Origin of the sequence: Catenulispora pinisilvae, assembly GCF_015356865.1 — a bacterium.
GTDB classification, from domain to species: Bacteria; Actinomycetota; Actinomycetes; order Streptomycetales; family Catenulisporaceae; genus Catenulispora; species Catenulispora pinisilvae.
On the sequence record NZ_JAAFZA010000121.1, the window covers coordinates 1 to 17,041 of the forward strand.

General features: G+C 70.0%; 14 protein-coding genes. 9 read left to right on the forward strand and 5 right to left on the reverse strand.

The window, feature by feature from the left end:
- Positions 1–52: 52 nt before the first annotated feature.
- On the reverse strand, positions 53–751 hold the full coding sequence (locus IZR01_RS28630) for a GOLPH3/VPS74 family protein (RefSeq protein ID WP_194925659.1): 699 nt from the start codon (positions 749–751) through the stop codon (positions 53–55).
- Positions 752–1,004: 253 nt separating this feature from the next.
- Here IZR01_RS28630 and IZR01_RS28635 point away from each other — a divergent pair, with 253 nt between their 5' ends.
- From IZR01_RS28635 to IZR01_RS28665, 7 genes are all read left to right on the forward strand, one after another.
- Complete coding sequence (locus IZR01_RS28635; protein ID WP_194895096.1) at positions 1,005–2,009, forward strand: LacI family DNA-binding transcriptional regulator; 1,005 nt, start codon at positions 1,005–1,007, stop codon at positions 2,007–2,009.
- A 214-nt stretch (positions 2,010–2,223) separates the two neighbouring features.
- Positions 2,224–3,909, forward strand: a complete 1,686-nt coding sequence (locus IZR01_RS28640; RefSeq protein WP_194895095.1) for an ABC transporter substrate-binding protein — start codon at positions 2,224–2,226, stop codon at positions 3,907–3,909.
- An 84-nt stretch (positions 3,910–3,993) separates the two neighbouring features.
- On the forward strand, positions 3,994–5,151 hold the full coding sequence (locus tag IZR01_RS28645; RefSeq protein ID WP_194925660.1) for an ABC transporter ATP-binding protein: 1,158 nt from the start codon (positions 3,994–3,996) through the stop codon (positions 5,149–5,151).
- Positions 5,148–6,128, forward strand: a complete 981-nt coding sequence (locus IZR01_RS28650) for an ABC transporter permease (RefSeq protein ID WP_194895093.1) — start codon at positions 5,148–5,150, stop codon at positions 6,126–6,128. The genes IZR01_RS28645 and IZR01_RS28650 overlap by 4 nt, the downstream gene beginning before the upstream one ends.
- A gap of 5 nt (positions 6,129–6,133) precedes the next feature.
- The gene (locus tag IZR01_RS28655; RefSeq protein ID WP_194895092.1) at positions 6,134–7,066 is read left to right on the forward strand and encodes an ABC transporter permease; all 933 of its coding nucleotides are present in this window, start codon (positions 6,134–6,136) and stop codon (positions 7,064–7,066) included.
- Positions 7,063–8,139: an ABC transporter ATP-binding protein gene (locus IZR01_RS28660; RefSeq protein WP_323747120.1), complete on the forward strand. Its 1,077-nt coding sequence runs from the start codon at positions 7,063–7,065 to the stop codon at positions 8,137–8,139. Before IZR01_RS28655 ends, IZR01_RS28660 begins: the two co-directional genes overlap by 4 nt.
- A 30-nt stretch (positions 8,140–8,169) precedes the next feature.
- Positions 8,170–9,561: a GH1 family beta-glucosidase gene (locus tag IZR01_RS28665; protein ID WP_194925661.1), complete on the forward strand. Its 1,392-nt coding sequence runs from the start codon at positions 8,170–8,172 to the stop codon at positions 9,559–9,561.
- Between the two features lie 132 nt (positions 9,562–9,693).
- Here IZR01_RS28665 and IZR01_RS28670 read toward each other — a convergent pair whose 3' ends face one another.
- Positions 9,694–10,227: a maleylpyruvate isomerase N-terminal domain-containing protein gene (locus IZR01_RS28670; protein WP_194925662.1), complete on the reverse strand. Its 534-nt coding sequence runs from the start codon at positions 10,225–10,227 to the stop codon at positions 9,694–9,696.
- 108 nt (positions 10,228–10,335) lie between these two features.
- Entirely contained in the window at positions 10,336–11,895 is a 1,560-nt protein-coding gene (locus IZR01_RS28675; protein ID WP_194895089.1) for a GGDEF domain-containing protein, read from the reverse strand.
- A gap of 181 nt (positions 11,896–12,076) precedes the next feature.
- Here IZR01_RS28675 and IZR01_RS28680 point away from each other — a divergent pair, with 181 nt between their 5' ends.
- The gene (locus tag IZR01_RS28680) at positions 12,077–15,193 is read left to right on the forward strand and encodes a SpoIIE family protein phosphatase (protein WP_323747121.1); all 3,117 of its coding nucleotides are present in this window, start codon (positions 12,077–12,079) and stop codon (positions 15,191–15,193) included.
- A gap of 90 nt (positions 15,194–15,283) precedes the next feature.
- Here the strand turns inward: IZR01_RS28680 and IZR01_RS28685 are convergent, their stop codons facing one another.
- Both IZR01_RS28685 and IZR01_RS28690 read right to left on the reverse strand, forming a co-directional pair.
- The gene (locus IZR01_RS28685; protein ID WP_194895087.1) at positions 15,284–15,481 is read right to left on the reverse strand and encodes a CsbD family protein; all 198 of its coding nucleotides are present in this window, start codon (positions 15,479–15,481) and stop codon (positions 15,284–15,286) included.
- A 136-nt stretch (positions 15,482–15,617) separates the two neighbouring features.
- Positions 15,618–15,767 (reverse strand): hypothetical protein, encoded by a 150-nt coding sequence (locus IZR01_RS28690; RefSeq protein WP_194895086.1) that lies wholly within the window; start codon positions 15,765–15,767, stop codon positions 15,618–15,620.
- A gap of 173 nt (positions 15,768–15,940) precedes the next feature.
- Between IZR01_RS28690 and IZR01_RS53545 the strand changes: the two genes are divergently transcribed.
- Positions 15,941–16,903, forward strand: coding sequence for a GNAT family N-acetyltransferase (locus tag IZR01_RS53545; protein ID WP_323747122.1), 963 nt, complete (start codon positions 15,941–15,943; stop codon positions 16,901–16,903).
- Positions 16,904–17,041 lie beyond the last annotated feature (138 nt).

Genomic DNA, 17,041 nt, shown 5'->3' on the forward strand with positions numbered 1-17,041 from the left:
GCCCCGAACCCCGAGACCGGCCAGTTGTCCGCCCAACTCAAGTGGGATGGGGTCAGGGCGTGCGATCCCACGCTTGCACCATCTCGATGGCCATCTTCATGTCGTTCTTGGAATCGAACGTGAACTTCTGCCCGGGGATCTCCGGCAGCACACGGCCGACCATCACCGCGAAGCGATTCCTGGCCAGCACCGTCGCCAAGGCCGCACGCTTCGGTCGGTTGCGTCGTCCCTTGTAGAGGACTTCGTCGAGGCCGAGTCCCTGGACGATCGCGGCCAGGCTCACATCGCGTTCGCTCGGGTCGGCGCCGGTGGCGACTCGCTCGACGCGGGCCCGGGCCGAGGCTGCGGCATCGGTGTCGAGGAGATGGAAGCGGCCGTACAGAGCCGCCCTGTTCTGGGGTCTGTCCCAGGTGAGGACTTCCCGTCCGCGCAGTGACTTGAGGTGCGCGAACAGCGAAGGCGAGCGCCAGTTCTTGAGGCAGCGTTCGGGATGCCGGTCGCCCTTCTGCGTCTGCCGGACTTCCAGCAGTACCTGCTCCAGGAGTGGCTCCTCGTCGAAGTCCGAGGTGCCGCGCTCGACGACCGTGACACCCGGCGATCCGTCGGCCTGCCGCAGCTGAAGGCGGCCCTGGGCCAGCAACTCGGCGATCCCCGCGGCGTTGAGCCCGACCTGTATCGCCGCCGAGCCCCTGAGTACTCCCTTGTCCGCGTCCAGCGCGACCAGCAGCAGCTCTTCCCCCAATGTCAGCACTCTTCGACGGTAGCTCTGATCGCCCGATCGTCCCACCCCTTCGGCCGCGGATCGACGCCGGATCCGGGCTGAACCGATGCACCGTCAGATTTCCAGAACGTTACCCCGCCGTTATTGCCCAGCCGCCCCGCCGGGTGTTGACTGCTCCCCGGAACCGGTTTCGGAACCGGTGCCGTAAGCGGTCGCGAGACCGGTTCCGGTACCGCGGAGACTGAAGTTCGCAGCTGCCACCAGCCCCCGAAAGGCGCCGTACATGCCGATCACCATCGCCGATGTCGCGGCCCGGGCCGGGGTCAGCAAGACCACGGTCTCGCGTGTGCTCAACGGCAAGGGCGAGCTCGACGCGTCCACCGTGGAGCGGGTGCGGCACGTCATCGACGAACTCGGTTACGTGCCCAGTGCGCGGGCCGTGTCGTTGGCGCGGGGCCGGACCGGTGTCATCGGGATGCTGGTGCCCTCGCTCACCTGGCCGTGGATCGGTGAGGTGATTCAGGGGGCGGTGGACGTGGTGGAGAGCGGCGAGTTCGGGGTCATGCTGTTCACCTGCAATCAGGGCGACCAGTCCATGCGGCGGTTCGCCAGCCAGGTCAACGCCAAGGCCTTCGACGGGCTGCTCGTCATCGAGCCCGACGGGACCTTGGACTACATCACCGAGCTGCACACCAACGGGCTGCCGGTGGTCCTGATCGACGACCGGGAGAGCCGGCCGGGGTTCGCCTCCGTCGCCACCACCAATCGCGCCGGGGGACGGCAGGTGGCGCACCACCTGTTGGAGATCGGCCGCCGCCATCCGGTGGTCGTCACGGGGAATCCGGGCTTCGGCTGTGTCACTGAACGGCTTGAGGGCTTCACCGATGTCTTCGAGCAGGCCGGCATTCCCTTGCCGGCCGAAGCCGTGCTGGAGGGTGACTTCAGCATCGAGTCGGGCCATGCCGCTGTGGCGGGGGCCCTGGCTCGGGGAGTCGAGTTCGACTCCGTGTTCGCGCACAACGACCTCTCCGCTGCGGGCGCCCTACAAGCGCTGAGAGAGGCCGGAATCGCGGTGCCGGGGGACGTCGCCGTCGTCGGGTTCGACGATGTGGAGTTCACCGCGCTGACCGAGCCGCCGCTGACCACGGTCCGCCAGCCCCTGCGCGAGTTGGGGGCGACCGCGGCCCGGATGCTGACGGCGCACCTCGGCGGCGAAGCCCTGCCGACCGAGCCGGTCGTGATCCCGACCGACTTCGTCATCCGGGGCTCCACCGCACCGAAGAGCTAGATCAACGCCAGATCACAGTCAGATCCGACACCGACCACACCGGTCATCGAGATCAACCGAGATCACATACAGATCAACGTCAGATCAAAGCCCGATCATACTGCGACCCCACCCGGATCCGTCCGGCGCCCAAGGCCACCGGCCCGGTGCCGCGCTGCCGCACACCCTGGCCCAGGGGAGCGCGCAGCGGATCCCCCAGCTTGGAGGAGAAGCAATGACCCTCGCGACATCCGGCTCCGCAGCCCGGCGTCCGCTCGCCGCGCTGCTGGCAGCGGGCCTGGCCGTCACCCTCGCCGCCGGTTGCGGCGGCGGGAAGAGCGGTGGTTCCGGCGGTGGCAAGAGCACGCTCAACGTCGGCATGCCGGACGGGGCGACCCTGCCCGCGAACAACAACCCCTTCCTGGACTCCTCGTTCGCCAAGAAGCTCGGCTACACCTGGCTGATCTGGGAGCCGCTGGCCATGCAGGACGAGGCCAAGCCGGACCAGGACCCGGCGCCGTGGCTGGCCACCAAGTGGACCTGGTCGCCGGACTACAGCCAGGTGACGCTCACCGTCCGGGACGGCGTGAAGTGGTCCGACGGCACCCCGCTCACCGCCGACGACGTCGCCTACTCCTTCCAGATCCAGAAGGACCACAAGGACGTCAACTACTACTCGCTGCCGATCACGAACGTGACCACCAGCGGGAACCAGGTCACGGTCGCCTTCGACGGCTCGCAGTACGTGAACCGGACGAAGATCCTGTCCACCCAGGTGATCAACAAGAAGCAGTGGTCGGCGATGGCCGACCCGTCCAAGGACACCGTCGCGAACCCGGTCGGCACCGGCCCCTACACCATCAAGACCACGACGCCCTCGACGGTCACCGTCAGCGCGCGCAGCGGCTACTGGGGCGCCGCGCCCAAGGTGAAGACCATCAACTTCACCACCTACAGCTCCAACGACACCATGGGCGCGGCTCTGGTCGACGGCCAGGCCGAGTGGAGCTACTACTTCATGTCGGACGCCAAGAGCACCTTCGTGGGCAAGGACCCGGCGCACTTCAAGCTCTACTTCCCGGCCCAGCTCTCGGCCGACGGCCTGTGGTTCAACACCACCAAGAAGCCGTTCGACAACCCGCACCTGCGGCGCGCCATGAGCATGGTGATCAACCGGACCGACATCTTCAACCAGGGCGAGGCCGGGTACTTCAAGCCGGAGATCGACAACATCACCGGCATCCCGACCCCGCAGGGCGAGCCGTACATCGCCGCGGAGTTCAAGGGCGTCTCGCCGGTGACCGGCGTGGCCGCGGCGAAGAAGGAGCTGACGGACAACGGCTTCACCTACAGCGGCAACACCCTGATGGATCCGACCGGCAAACCGGTGACGCTGACCATCACCGACCCGGCGGACTGGAACGACTACCAGACCGACCTGGAGATCATCAAGGACAACCTGGCGACCATCGGCGTCACCGCGACCATCGACAAGGCCAACGACGACGCCTGGGACGACGCGATCGCCAAGGGCAACTTCGACGCGATGCTGCACTGGACCAACTCCGGCACCACCCCGTATGACATGTATGAGGAGATCATGGACTCCGCGGGCCTGGAGCCGATCGGCACCGCCGCCACCGCGGACTTCGGCCGGTATCAGAACCCCGCCGCCGACGCCGCGCTGAAGGCGTACTCCAACGCCACCGACGACACCAGCCGCGCGACCGCCATGGAGAACCTGGAGAAGCTGTTCGTCCAGGAGATGCCGATGATCCCGACCTCGGCCGGCAACCTCGGCGCCGAGTACTCCACCCGCAACTGGGCCGGCTGGCCGACCGCGGACAACCCCTATGAGGCCCCGCAGCCGACCCGCTGGGGCATGGAAGACGTCGTCCTGCACCTGACCCCGTCCTCCTGACCGGCCGAACCACAGTCCCTGTGACCAGGGCCGGGCGGAGGCGTTGAGGGGCGCCGCCGCCCGGCCCGTGGAAGGAACCCATCGATGACCTCCGAGGTGGTCCTGGAAGCCGAGGCGCTGACCAAGCACTTCCCGGTGCGGGCCCGCGGCCGTGCGGCGCTTTCGCGCGGACCCAAGGTGGTGCACGCCGTGGACGACGTCTCCCTGAGCCTGCGCCGCGGCCGGGTCACCGCGCTGGTCGGCGAGTCCGGCTCCGGCAAGTCGACCGTCGCCCGGCTGCTGGCCCAGCTGTATCCGCGCACCGGCGGCGACATCCGCATCGGCGGCGTGTCCACCGCGGTCAAGGGCGGCGGCCGGCACTTCAAGGCGTACGCGCGCCGGGTCCAGATGATCTTCCAGGACCCGTTCGCGTCGCTGAACCCGGTGCACACCGTGCGGCACCATCTGACCCGGGCGCTGAAGATCCACGGCCGGTACACCGGCGAGGAGTCCCTGGACGAGCTGCTGGGCCGGGTGCAGCTGACACCGGCCTCGCTGTATTTGGAGAAGTACCCGCACGAACTGTCCGGCGGACAACGCCAGCGGGTGTCGATCGCCCGGGCCCTGGCCGCCGACCCGGAGGCGCTGCTCGCCGACGAGCCGGTGTCGATGCTGGACGTCTCGATCCGGCTCGGCGTGCTGAACCTGTTGCGGGACCTCAAGGAACGGCTGGACCTGGCAGTCCTCTACATCACCCACGACATCGCCTCGGCCCGCTACTTCGCCGACGAGACGCTGGTGATGTACGCGGGGCGGATGGTCGAGGGCGGGGACTCCGAGACCGTCACGCAACGGCCCGCGCACCCGTACACGCACCTGCTGGTCCACTCGGCGCCGGACCCCGAACGCGTGCGGGGTGGACCGGCGCCATACGACGACGAGGACACCGGCGAGCCACCGAGCCTGATCGACCCGCCGAGCGGCTGCCGGTTCCATCCGCGGTGCCCGAAGGCGATGGACGTGTGCCGGGCGCGGGTGCCGGAGCGGACGCTGGTCGGTGACGCCCCGGACCACTGGGTCGCCTGCTGGTTGTTCGACGACGAGGGTAAGGGCGAGGGTAAGGGCACTGACGCCGAGGCTGCTGACATCGAAACCACCGACATCGAAACCACCGACATCGAGATCAGCGATGTCGAAGCCGCCGATGTCGAAGCCGCTGCCGCCGAGGCCCAGGCCCCAGAGCTCGAGGGGGCCGCACCGTGAAGTACTTCGCCGGGCGCGTGGGCTTCTACCTCCTCACCCTCTGGGCCGCCATCACCATCAACTTCTTCATCCCGCGCTTGATCCCCGGGAACCCGGTGGACTCCCTCATCGCGCAGCGCCGCGGTGAGATCGACAGCAACGCGATCAAGTCGCTGGACATCCTGTTCGGCCTGGACAAGCACCAGAGCCTGCTGTCCCAGTACTGGAGCTACCTGGGCCAGCTCGCGCACGGCGACCTCGGCATCAGCTTCCAGAACTTCCCCGAGCCGGTGACCTCGGTCCTGGGCTCGGCGCTGCCCTGGACGCTCGGCCTGATCGGCACCACCACGATCCTGGCGTTCCTGATCGGCACCCTGCTCGGCGTCTTCGCCGGCTGGAAGCGCGGGACCTGGGTGGACGGGCTGCTGCCGGTCACCACGTTCCTGTCGTCGATCCCGTACTTCTGGCTCGGCCTGATCGCGGTGACCCTGTTCACCGGCGTCGACAGCTGGCTGCCCAGCTCCGGCGGCTACGACCCGGGCCTGGTCCCCGGTTGGGATCTCGGCTTCATCGGCAACGCGCTGCGGCACAGCATCCTGCCGGCGGCCACCATCATCATCTCCTCGGTCGGCGGCTGGCTGCTGGCGATGCGGAACATGATGGTCACGGTCTCCGCCGAGGACTACATCACCGTCGCGCACGCCAAGGGCCTGTCCGACCGCCGGGTGATGACCAAGTACGCCGCCCGCAACGCGCTGCTGCCCTCGGTCTCCGGCTTCGGCATGGCCCTGGGCCTGGTGGTCGGCGGGACGTTCCTGGTCGAGTACGTGTTCTCCTATCCCGGCGTCGGCCTGCAACTGCTCAACGCCATCTCCGGGCACGACTACCCGCTGATCCAGGGTGTCTTCCTGACCGTGACCGTCGCCGTCCTGGCCGCGAACTTCCTGGCCGACCTGGCCTACATGGCGCTGGACCCCCGTACTCGGAAGGAGGGCTGAGCGTCATGAAGTTCCACTTCCGGCTGCCGGGCGTGAAGGTCATGGTCGGCCTGGTACTGCTCGCCGTGTTCACGTTCCTGGCGTTCTTCGGCTCCGCGCTGGCCCCGTACGACCCGTCCGCGCGCAGCAACGACATCCTGCAGAGCCCGTCGGCCAAGCACTGGTTCGGCACCACGCACATCGGCCAGGACATCTTCAGCCAGATCCTGGTCGGCACCCGCAGCGTGATGTTCGTCGGCTTCTTCGCCGGGATCCTGGCCACGGTGATCGCCGTCGTCATCGGCGTCACCTCCGGCTACCTGTCCGGGTGGGCCGGCGAGGCGGTGTCCACGGTGTCCAACGTGTTCATCGTCATCCCGGCCCTGCCGCTGATCGTCATCGTCACCAACGTGATCCCGAACTCCGGGGACTGGGCGATCGCGATGGTGATCGGCTGTACCGGGTGGGCCTGGGGCGCCCGGCTTCTCAGAGCCCAGACACTGTCGCTGCGGCAACGCGACTTCGTGCAGGCGGCGCGCGCCAACGGCGAGTCCACCTGGCGGATCGTCGGGGTGGAGATCCTGCCCAACCTGACGGCGATCATCGCCTCGTCGTTCATCGGCACCGTGATGTTCGCGGTGATGACCGAGATCGCGCTGGCGTTCGTCGGGGTCTCCGGCATCTCGCAGTGGAACTGGGGCGAGGTGCTGTTCTGGGCCCAGGGCCAGCAGGCGCTGGCGATCGGCGCCTGGTGGTGGTTCGTGCCGGCCGGGCTGTGCATCGCGCTGCTCGGCACGTCGCTGGCGCTGATCAACTTCGGGATCGACGAGATCGTCAACCCGCGGCTGCGCGGGGCGGGGCGGACCACGGTCCGCACCGCCGACGGCCGCAAGGCCCGGATGCGGTTCGGTTTCACCCCGGTGCTGACGCCGAGCGCGGACGAAGGAGGCGGCCGGTGAGTTCGGAGAACGTGATGAGCGCGCAGAAGTCCGCGAGCCCGCAGAACCCGGCGAGCCCGAAGAGCCCGGAAAGCACGACGGGCCAAGGGCACCCCGTCCTGGAGATCAGGGGCCTGTCGGTCGACTACGGCGTGGGCCCGCAGGCCGTGCGCGCCGTCAACGACGTGCACCTGACGCTGAACCGCGGCGAGGTCCTGGGCCTGGCCGGGGAATCCGGCTCGGGCAAGTCCACGCTCGCCTACGGCGCCACCCGGCTGCTGCCGCCGCCCGGGGTGGTCACCGGCGGATCAGTGCTCTACCACCCGGACGACGGCGATCCGGTCGACCTGCTGCGGATGACGCCCGGGGAGCTGCGGGCCTTCCGCTGGAGCCAGCTCTCGATCGTCTTCCAGGGCGCGATGAACTCGCTGAACCCGGTGGCCACGGTCGCCGCGCAGCTGACCGACGTCATCGCCGAGCACCGGCCCAAGACCGCCAAGGCCGACCGGATGGCGCGCGCCGCCGAGCTGCTGGCCCTGGTCGGCATCGCCCGGGACCGGCTGGACAGCTATCCGCACCAGCTCTCCGGCGGCATGCGCCAGCGCGTGATGATCGCGATGGCCCTGGCCCTGGAGCCGCGGGTGGTGATCATGGACGAGCCGACCACCGCGCTGGACGTCGTGATGCAGCGGCAGATCATGCGGCAGCTGGCCAAGCTCAAGGAGCAGCTGGGGTTCTCCGTCATCTTCATCACCCACGACCTGTCGCTCCTGGTGGAGTTCAGCGACCGGATCGCGATCATGTACGGCGGCCGGATCGTCGAGCAGGCGCCGGCCGTCGAGCTCTACGACAACTCCCTGCACCCCTACAGCGACGGTCTGCTGCACTCGTTCCCCGCGTTGCGCGGCCCGCGCCGGGAGCTGACCGGGATCCCCGGCTCGCCGCCGGACCTGCGGGACATGCCGGCCGGCTGCGCCTTCCAGCCCCGCTGTCCGAAGGCCTTCGACCCCTGCGGCGGCTCGCCACCGCCGCTGGTCCGCCCGGCCTCCGATCCCGGGCGGTCCGTGGCCTGCTACTTGCATCCATCTGCGTGAGCTAGCTGTATCAGATTATTGAGGAGAACCATGTCTTTGGAGCTACCCCGCGACTTCCGGTGGGGCGTCGCGACCTCGGCGTACCAGATCGAGGGAGCGGTCGCTGAGGACGGCCGGACCCCGTCGATCTGGGACACCTTCTGCCGGGTCCCGGGCGCCGTGGAGAACGGCGAGGACGGGGACGTCGCCTGCGACCACTACCACCGGATGCCGGAGGACGTGGCGCTGATCAAGACGCTCGGTGTCGACACCTACCGGTTCTCCGTGGCCTGGCCCCGGATCCAGCCCGGCGGGCGGGGCCCGGCGAACGCCGCCGGACTGGCGTTCTACGACCGGCTCGTGGACGAGTTGCTGAGCGCCGGGATCACTCCCTGGCTGACGCTCTACCACTGGGATCTGCCGCAGGAGTTGGAGGATGCCGGCGGGTGGCCGCACCGTGACACCGCCTACCGGTTCGCCGAGTACGCAGAGCTCGTATATGACGGCCTCGGCGACCGGGTCCGGCACTGGACGACGCTCAACGAGGCGTGGTGCTCGGCGTGGCTGGGCTACGTCGAGGGCGTGCACGCCCCGGGACGCCGCGACTTCGCGGACGGCGTCGCCGCGGTGCACCACCTGCTGCTCGGCCACGGCCTGGCGGTGCAGCGGCTGCGCGCCGCGGCGGCCGCCGCCGACCGGCCGATCGACCTGGCGATCACCCACATCCTGGGCAACGCGGTCCCGGCCTCGGACTCGCCGGTGGACGTCGAGGCCACCCGGCGCGGGGACGCGCTGCACTTCCGGATGTACATGGACCCGATGTTCAAGGGCGCCTACCCGACGGACCTGCTCACCGACCTGGACGCGGTCGGGGTCTCGATCCCGGTCCAGGACGGCGACCTGGAGATCATCTCGGCCCCGCTGGACACCCTCGGCGTCAACTACTACCGCTCGATGAAGACCACCGGCTTCGCCGCCGACGGCACGACCACCACCGACGAGGTCGGCCGCCCGGTGACCCGGACGGTCGACTTCGGCGACCGGCCGAAGACCTACATCGACTGGGAGGTCATGCCGGACGACTTCGCCGACCTGCTGGTCCGCATCGGCACCGACTACCCGGGCATCCCGTTGGTGATCACCGAGAACGGCGCCGCCTACGACGACGTCCCGGACGCCGACGGCTTCGTCGACGACCAGGACCGGACGAACTACATCGCCGAACACCTGGCCGCCGTGGCCCAGGCCCGCCAGCGCGGCGCGGACGTCCGCGGCTACTTCGCCTGGTCGCTCATGGACAACTTCGAGTGGGCCTACGGCTACGACAAGCGCTTCGGCATCATCCGCACCGACTACCAGACCCAGGCCCGCACCCCCAAGCGCAGCGCCCTGTGGCTGCGCGACACCATCGCCCGCGCCCGACGCCCTCGCGGCGAGGACTGACACCGGACTCCCGGCGGCCGATCGCAGCCGGCCGCTGGGCGGTGGGGCGGGGACCGCGTGCGCGGGTTCCCGCCCCTTTCATCGGTCGAGACTGAGTCATCGGTCGAGACTGAGCCATCGGCCCGGGCTGAGTCATCGGTCGAGATCGAGGGCGGCGTTCTCGAAGCCGAAGACGGGAAGCAGCCGCGGATCGCCGAAGGAGACGATCCGCCGGATGTGATCTCCGACGACTTCGAGCACGACGACGCCGTAGGGCTGGTACCGGCCCCGGTCGTCGCGCAGGTACCCGGTGGCCGCGAACTGGGCCAGCGCCGCGCCCGGGAACTCCCCGAAGGCCACCGTCACCATCCGCTCCGCCGCTCCGTCCGCCGCGAACGCGTCGAGGGCGACACGGATGCTCTCCTCATACGCCGCCACGAAGCCGCCGTCACCGTGACTGCCGACGTAGTCCGCATCCTCCCCGGCCTCCAGACTCGCGTCGCCGGACACCGTGGCCGCCCACCAGCGTGCGGCGCTGATGATGTGGTTGATGAGCGCCTGTACGTCCCACGACGCGCACGGCGTCGGCCGGTCCAGGTCGCGCGGCCCGACCTTCCGCAGGACGCTCAGCGTGCTGGCGAAGGCTGAGCTCAATTCCACACCCCGGCCAGCGCTCGGTTCCGTCATCGTCGATCCTCTCATCCGCCGACGGCGGCCGCCGTCGACCAGGCAGACTCGGCGCGCGCGGAAAAGGAATCGGTCAGGTCCGTCACCACTGCTTCAGGTCCGTCACCACTACTTCTGCTCTTGCCCGTGCCGCTTCGCCTCGAGCATCAGCAGGTCCGCCTCCCGGAACGCCTCCGCGAGTCCCTGTCCGGCCAGCGCCGTGAGCCCCATCGTCACCGTCACCGGCGTCCCGGGGGCGAGTTCGGCCCAGTCGTGGGCGGCGACGGCCGCGCTGAGCCGGGCCGTCACCTCGCCGGACTCGGCCAGGGTGGTGCCGGGCAGGACGATCACGAACTCGTCGCCGCCGTAGCGGGCCAGGAAGTCGCCGCCGCGCAGGGTCTGGGACAGGATCGCCGCCGCCTGCTTGAGGACTTCGTCGCCGACCAGGTGGCCGTGGACCGTGTTGACCTCCTTGAAGCCGTCCAGGTCGGCGACCCCCAGGACGCCGGAGCCGCCGTGGTCGGTCAGCTCCGCGACGTAGCGCTCCAGGTGGCGGCGGTTCGGCAGGTCGGTGAGGGGGTCGGTCTGTGCCTCGTCGGCGTAGCGGCTGGCGTTGCGGCGCAGTTCGTCGAAGTCCAGGCGGGCGGTGATGCCGTCGACGAAGAGGTCGTAGACCTGGTCGCTGGCCCGCGCCAGCAGGTAGGTCACCTCGCGGTCGGCGGCGTGCGCCGCGGCGTGGTCGCCGGAGGCGATGTGGGCCAGGGCCCTGAGGCGGGGGACCTCGGCGCGGCCCAGGCGGGTCTTGGAGGTGCGGGCGTCGCCGAGGATCTCCAGGGCCTCCTTCGGCCGGCCCTCGGTGATCTGCAGGGCCGCCTCGCCGAGCCGGGACAGCTCGATGCTCTCCGGGAACTGCTCGTTCCGCAGGCGCAGCAAGCGTCGCGCGTCTCCTTCGTAGGTCCCGCCGAGGACCCCGTAGCGGGCCATCGCGTAGCCGAGGTAGGGGACCTCCATCGCGATCAGGTCGTGGGCGTTCAGCCGGTCGATCAGGTCGCCGAGCACCGCCTTGGCGGTGCCGGTCTCGCCGCGCTGGTCCAGGAACGCCGCCTGCCGGACCCGGATCTCGGGGTGTGCGGTGAGCCGGCGGTCCTCCACGCTGCCGAACCGGGCGATGTCCTCGGCGTGCCGCTGGGCCGCGACGGCGTGCCGGTGGAAGCCGACCAGTGAATAGGTGACGGACATCGAGATCCAGGGGAAGATCGCGCTCCGGTCCGGGGTCGTCGCCTCCAGGGCTTGCGCGCCGCGAACCAGGTCGGTGATGCACCGCTCCAGCGAGCCCTTGCGGTAGGCGAAGAACGCCGCGAGGGCGTGGAACTGGCCGACGTCGGCGGGGCGGGCGCCGTGGTCCCGGATGATCGCCCAGGCCGCGTCGATCACCGGCGGGCAGTCGCTGAGCCGGTCCATGTTCAGCAGCGAGGAGAGCTTGGCCAGCTGCACGCCCAGCACTTCCTGCGGGTCGGTCAGCTCCGCGATCAGCCCGTCGGCCATGGCCACGGCCTCGGCCTGCCGGTTGGACCAGTTCAGCCGGCCCACCGCCGTGCGCGCGTCGTCCTGCGCGTGGGCCGATCCGTATCCGGCCGCGGAGTGCTCGTCGGCGGAGTGCTCGTCATCGGGCAGGTCACCAGCCGTCATCGCCCCCGCCCCCCGGCGACGGAAACGACCAGCACACTCCCATCATCGATGACGGTCGGAAGGCGCGCCACGGCATGCAGAGCACTCCGGCTGGCGTCGCGGTCGCCATTTGAGGGAACCTGTAGGGGTGAATGCCACGCGCCGGAGCGCGCGGGGTCAACGGCGCCACCCCGTCGTCGGTGTGGCCACCGCCCTACTGGAGGCCGACGGCCGCATCGTCCACTGGAGTGCCGGGGCCGAGGCCATGCTGGGCTTCTCCGCCGAAGAGGCCGAGGGCGGCTACGCCATCGAGCTGATGGGGTCCTTGCAGCGGCGTGCTGACATTCTGGCCATCTACGAGCAGATCCTGCACGGCCAGGACTGGTCCGGGGTCTTCCCGGTGCGCCAGCGCGACGGCCACATGGTCGACCTGGAGATCCACACCTACCGGATCGACTCCGGCGACCGGGCGCCGATGGTGCTGGCCACGGCCGTGGACGCGCGCGCCGTGCGCTCGGTCGAGGCCGACCTGGCGGTGCTGGACAGCTTCTTCAACCAGTCGCCGGTCGGGATGGCCGTCTACGACACCGAGACCAGGTTCGTGCAGGTCAACGCGGCGTTGGCGGCGGCGCACGGGATCGGGGTGGCCGAACACCTGGGCCGCCGGGTCCGCGACGTGCTGCCCGGCGGCGAGGGCGCGCGGATCGAGGCGCAGGTCCGGCAGGTGCTCCAGACCGGCGAGCCGATCGCTGACGCCCGCTGGGCCGGTCCGGCCAACGGCGACGCCCAGCACGGCGACGGCGTCCACGACCACACCTGGTCGGCCTGGTATTCCCGGCTCCAGGACGCCCGCGGACGGGTGTTCGGCGTCAGCTCGACCGTCATCGACGTCACCGAGCGTCACGAGGCCGAGGAGCAGGCCGCCCGGGCCCGGCGCGGGCTGGCCCTGCTGGCCGAGGCCGGCGCGGCCATCGGCAGCACGCTGGACGTCCGGCAGGCGGCCGGGGAGCTGGTCACGGCGATGGTGCCGGAGGTCGCCGACGTGTGCGGCGTCCACGTGCTGGAACACCGCTCCGCACCCGGCGACGCCGCGACCCCGGCCGACCCGGAGGTCTCGGTGATGCGCCGGGTGGCCTTCGGCGCGGTCAGCGAGGACTTCCCGCGCGACGACCAGCCGATCGGCCAGCTGCAACGGCTGGAGCCGGGCTCGCCGTTCGCCGAGGCGCTGCGGCGGCGGGAGACGGTCGTCGTCGCGCCGGGGGAGTTGCAGGCGTCGGGCACTGGGCCGGGCAGCGGGCCGGGCAGTGGGCCGGGCGGCGGTTCGGGCGGCGAGTCAAACGGCGGTTCGGGCGGCGCTTCGGCCGGTGCGCCGGGCTCCGCGGACTCGAACGGCCAGCTGAGCACCTTCGCCGCGCTGCGGGCCGAGACGGTGCGCGTCACCCCGCTGGTCGCGCGCGGCGCCGTCCTCGGCTTCGTCTCCTACGCCCGCCGCGAGGAGCGTGAGCCCTTCGACGACCAGGACATCACCCTGGGCGAGGAACTCATCGTCCGCGCGGCCACCGCGTTCGACAACGCCCTGCTCTTCCAGCGCCAGCGGGACACCGCGCTGGCCCGGCAGGAGACGCTGCGCCAGGCGAACGCCGCCCAGGGCCGGCTCGCCCTGCTCAACGACGCCAGCGTGCGCATCGGGACCACGCTGGACCTGCAACGCACCGCCGAAGAACTCATCGACGTGGTGCTGCCGCGCTTCGCCGACTTCGCGACCGTCGACCTGCTGTCCTCGGTGATGCGCGGCGACGAGCCGATCTCGCCGCCGCTGGACCAGCCGGTGGTGCTGCAGGCGGTCGCGGTCGCCGAGTCCTTCCCCTCCGGACTGACATCCATAGCCGACGCGGTGGGGAAGACCACGACGCGCGACCCGCACAAGGGCTATGCCCGAAGCCTGCGAAGCGGCCGGCCGGTCCTGATCCCGATCGTCGACGAGGAATCGCTCGGCGCGATCTCGACGTCCCCCGAACGCGTGGCCCCGGGCCTGGCCGCCGGCATCCACTCCTATCTGATGGTCCCCCTGCGCGCCCGCGGCGTGGTGCTCGGCGGTGCGGAGTTCATCCGCATGCAGGACCGCGAACCCTTCGGCCCGGCCGACGTGGCCCTGGCCGAGGAACTGGCGGCGCGCGCGGCGCTGTGCATCGACAACGCGCGCCTGTATCGGCGGGAGCGCGCGACCGCGCTGACGCTGCAACGCAGTCTCCTGCCGCAGAACATCCACCACACGCTCGGCGTGGAGATCGCGCACCGCTACCTGCCGAGCAGCCGGGTCAGCGAGGTCGGCGGCGACTGGTTCGATGTCGTGCCCTTGTCCTGCGGGCGGGTGGCGCTGCTGGTCGGTGACGTGATGGGGCACGGTATCCGGGCCGCGGCCACGATGGGGCAGCTCCGCACTGTCGCCCGGACCTTGGCCACCCTGGACATGGAGCCGGAGCAGGTGCTGACGCGGCTCGACGCGACGGCGGCGAGTACCGGGCAGGACCAGTTCGCGACGTGTATCTGCGCGGTCTACGACCCGGTGGAGCGTTCCGGCGCGATCGCCTCCGCCGGGCACCTCCCGCCGGTGATCGTGGCTCCGGACGGGACCACGACGCTGCTCGACGTACCGCCCGGACCGCCGCTCGGCGTCGGCGGGGTGCCGTTCGAGAGCGTGGAGTTCAGCCTTTCCGAGCACAGCGTTCTGGCGCTCTACACGGACGGCTTGGTCGAGCGGCGCGGGCGCGACCTCGATGAGGGGATCAACCTGCTGCGCAAGGCGTTGGCGCAGCGTGGCCGACCGTTGGAAGAGGCCTGCGACGCCGTCTTGTCGGCGCTGGTCCCCGGCGGCGCGGAGGACGACGTCGCGCTGATCATGGCCAAGACCGTGTCGCTGGCCGGCGAACGCGTGGCCACCCTGGCGCTGTCCGGCGACCGCCGCATGGCCGGCCAAGCCCGGAGCTTCACCCGGGCCAAGCTGCGCTCCTGGGGCTTGGCCTCGCGCACCGACCTGGCGGAACTGCTGGTCAGCGAGCTGGTGACGAACGCCCTCACGCACACCGACCGGCCCCGGCAGCTCCGTCTCTTCTGCGACCACAACCTCACCATCGAGGTCGCCGACTCCGACCCCCGCGCGCCCACGGTGCGCAGGTTCACCGACTACGACGAGAGCGGCCGCGGCATCGGGCTCGTCGACGAGCTGGCACACCGGTGGGGGAGCCGGACCACTCGGCACGGGAAGGTCGTCTGGTTCGAGTTGGAGTTGCCGTCGGGGTGGCAGCCGTCGGCTGAGTAGGGGTCCCGGGGCGAGATGAACGGCGGCGTCCACACATGTGAGACGCGCGCCGCTCGATCACTCAGGGCGGGGGTTTCCCGCTGCCATCGCCTACTTCTTGAAAACGTCCTTCACGCGGTCCGCCACGTTCTCGGCCATGCCCTTGGCGTCGTCGGTGAGCTGCTTGAACTTGGACTCGGTCTGGTCGTCCTTGCCCTCGGCCGCCATGTCGCGGTCGCCGGTGAACTCCCCGACCTTCTCCTTGGCCTTGCCGACGGCTTCCTTACCCTTGTTGGTGAGGTCGCTCATGGTGCGCTCCTTCCCGGCATCGCGTGCGTGCCGACCGCGCAGTGTCGCGCGTTGACTCCACCTTGCGCAGACCCGCGCGCGGAGCGCATGTCCAGCTGTTCCCGTCCGTCCCACGCGTCGCTGTGGTCTCGGCGGGTCACTTGCTCCGCGACTTGATCGCGCCGGTGAGCGCCCCGGCCGCGAACAGCACGATGCCGATGACCAGCAGCCACAGCAATCCCTTGACCACGGCTCCGACGACCCCGAACACCAGCGCCAGGATGATGATGAGTGCGATCCATGCCATGTCTTCATCATTCGCCGACTTCGCCACCCCCGCAGCCGCAGCGACCCGGCGGCCGTGGGTGCCGATGCCGCAGCCGCCGTGGCCCAGGCCCGGGTCTCACAGGGGCGGGTGAGCCCCACAGTCACGGGATAAACCAGTGGCGGTCCGCCCGCGCAGTACCTACTGTCGCACGCGTGCTTAACGACATCACGTCGCTCACGTGGCGGCCCCTGACCAGCGGGGACGCCCAGGCGTCGGCCGACCTCATCAACGCCAACGAGGTTGTCGATCGGGTCGGCGAGTTCTACACCGCGCAGGACACCCTCCAGGAGCTGATCAGCCCCTACGCGGAGCTGGAGCGTGCGAGCCTCGGTGTTTTCGACGGCGACGTGATGGTCGGTTTCATGAAGGTCGTCTACCGGCCGGCAGCGCAAGACGTCCACCGCATGATGATGGACGGCAATGTACTCGCCGACCATCGCCGCCGGGGCATCGGCACCGCGCTCGTGGAGGCCGGGTTGGCGGCGGCGAAGGTGTTGCACGCGCAGTTCCACCCGACGCTGAAGCTCGAGGTCATCGTGCGGAAGATGGAGGGCGTGGCCGGCGTGGCCGAGCTGATGGCTTCGCAGGGCTTCGCGCCGGTCACGTACGAGGAGTACATGGCGCATCCGCTCGGCGATGCCATTCCCGACGTGGCGATTCCCGACGGGCTGCGGATCGAGCCGTGGTCGGAGCTCAACGACGAGGAGTTCCGGATGATCCGGAACTCCTCGTTCGCGGACGTGGGATCGTCGCCGATGCCCGTGGACAACTGGAAGAACAGGATGACCGACCACTCGTTCCAGCCCGAGGTCAGCTTCCTGGTCCGGGATGTGGCTGACGGGGCGCCGGTAGGCATGGTGCTGACCAAGTTCTGGGAGGGCGACGTAGTGGTCACCGGGGTCCGCGACTTGTTCTTCTTCGCCATCGGCACGCTCCGGGACCACCGCAGGCGAGGCGTGGCCGGCGCGCTGATCACGCACGCGCTGCGGACCGCCGCCGACCAGGGCTTCGACAGCGCCAGCATGAATGTGGACTCGAGCGGGGCGTCCGGGATCTACGGGGAGGCCGGGTTCGCGCCCAAGAAGCGGGTCGTGGTCTGGTCGCGCGAAGCCTGACGGCTCGGTGAGGCAGATATCGTACGGCTACTGATGTCGGACGGTGGTCGATGATTCCATGGTGGTGCCAGGTGGTACCGCTGACCCGCGAGGAGCGCTGGGTCCTGGCACTCGCTGTGCTCCGCGAAAGCCACCTCG

What these genes read in the sequence shown, in the direction of transcription:
- IZR01_RS28665 (WP_194925661.1), top strand. Translation starts at nt 8,170, where the DNA reads ATGTCTTTGGAGCTACCCCGCGACTTCCGGTGGGGCGTCGCGACCTCG.
- IZR01_RS28655 (WP_194895092.1), top strand. Translation starts at nt 6,134, where the DNA reads ATGAAGTTCCACTTCCGGCTGCCGGGCGTGAAGGTCATGGTCGGCCTG.
- IZR01_RS28635 (WP_194895096.1), top strand. Translation starts at nt 1,005, where the DNA reads ATGCCGATCACCATCGCCGATGTCGCGGCCCGGGCCGGGGTCAGCAAG.
- IZR01_RS28685 (WP_194895087.1), bottom strand. Translation starts at nt 15,481, where the DNA reads ATGAGCGACCTCACCAACAAGGGTAAGGAAGCCGTCGGCAAGGCCAAG.
- IZR01_RS28645 (WP_194925660.1), top strand. Translation starts at nt 3,994, where the DNA reads ATGACCTCCGAGGTGGTCCTGGAAGCCGAGGCGCTGACCAAGCACTTC.
- IZR01_RS28675 (WP_194895089.1), bottom strand. Translation starts at nt 11,895, where the DNA reads ATGACGGCTGGTGACCTGCCCGATGACGAGCACTCCGCCGACGAGCAC.
- IZR01_RS28690 (WP_194895086.1), bottom strand. Translation starts at nt 15,767, where the DNA reads ATGGCATGGATCGCACTCATCATCATCCTGGCGCTGGTGTTCGGGGTC.
- IZR01_RS28670 (WP_194925662.1), bottom strand. Translation starts at nt 10,227, where the DNA reads ATGACGGAACCGAGCGCTGGCCGGGGTGTGGAATTGAGCTCAGCCTTC.
- IZR01_RS28640 (WP_194895095.1), top strand. Translation starts at nt 2,224, where the DNA reads ATGACCCTCGCGACATCCGGCTCCGCAGCCCGGCGTCCGCTCGCCGCG.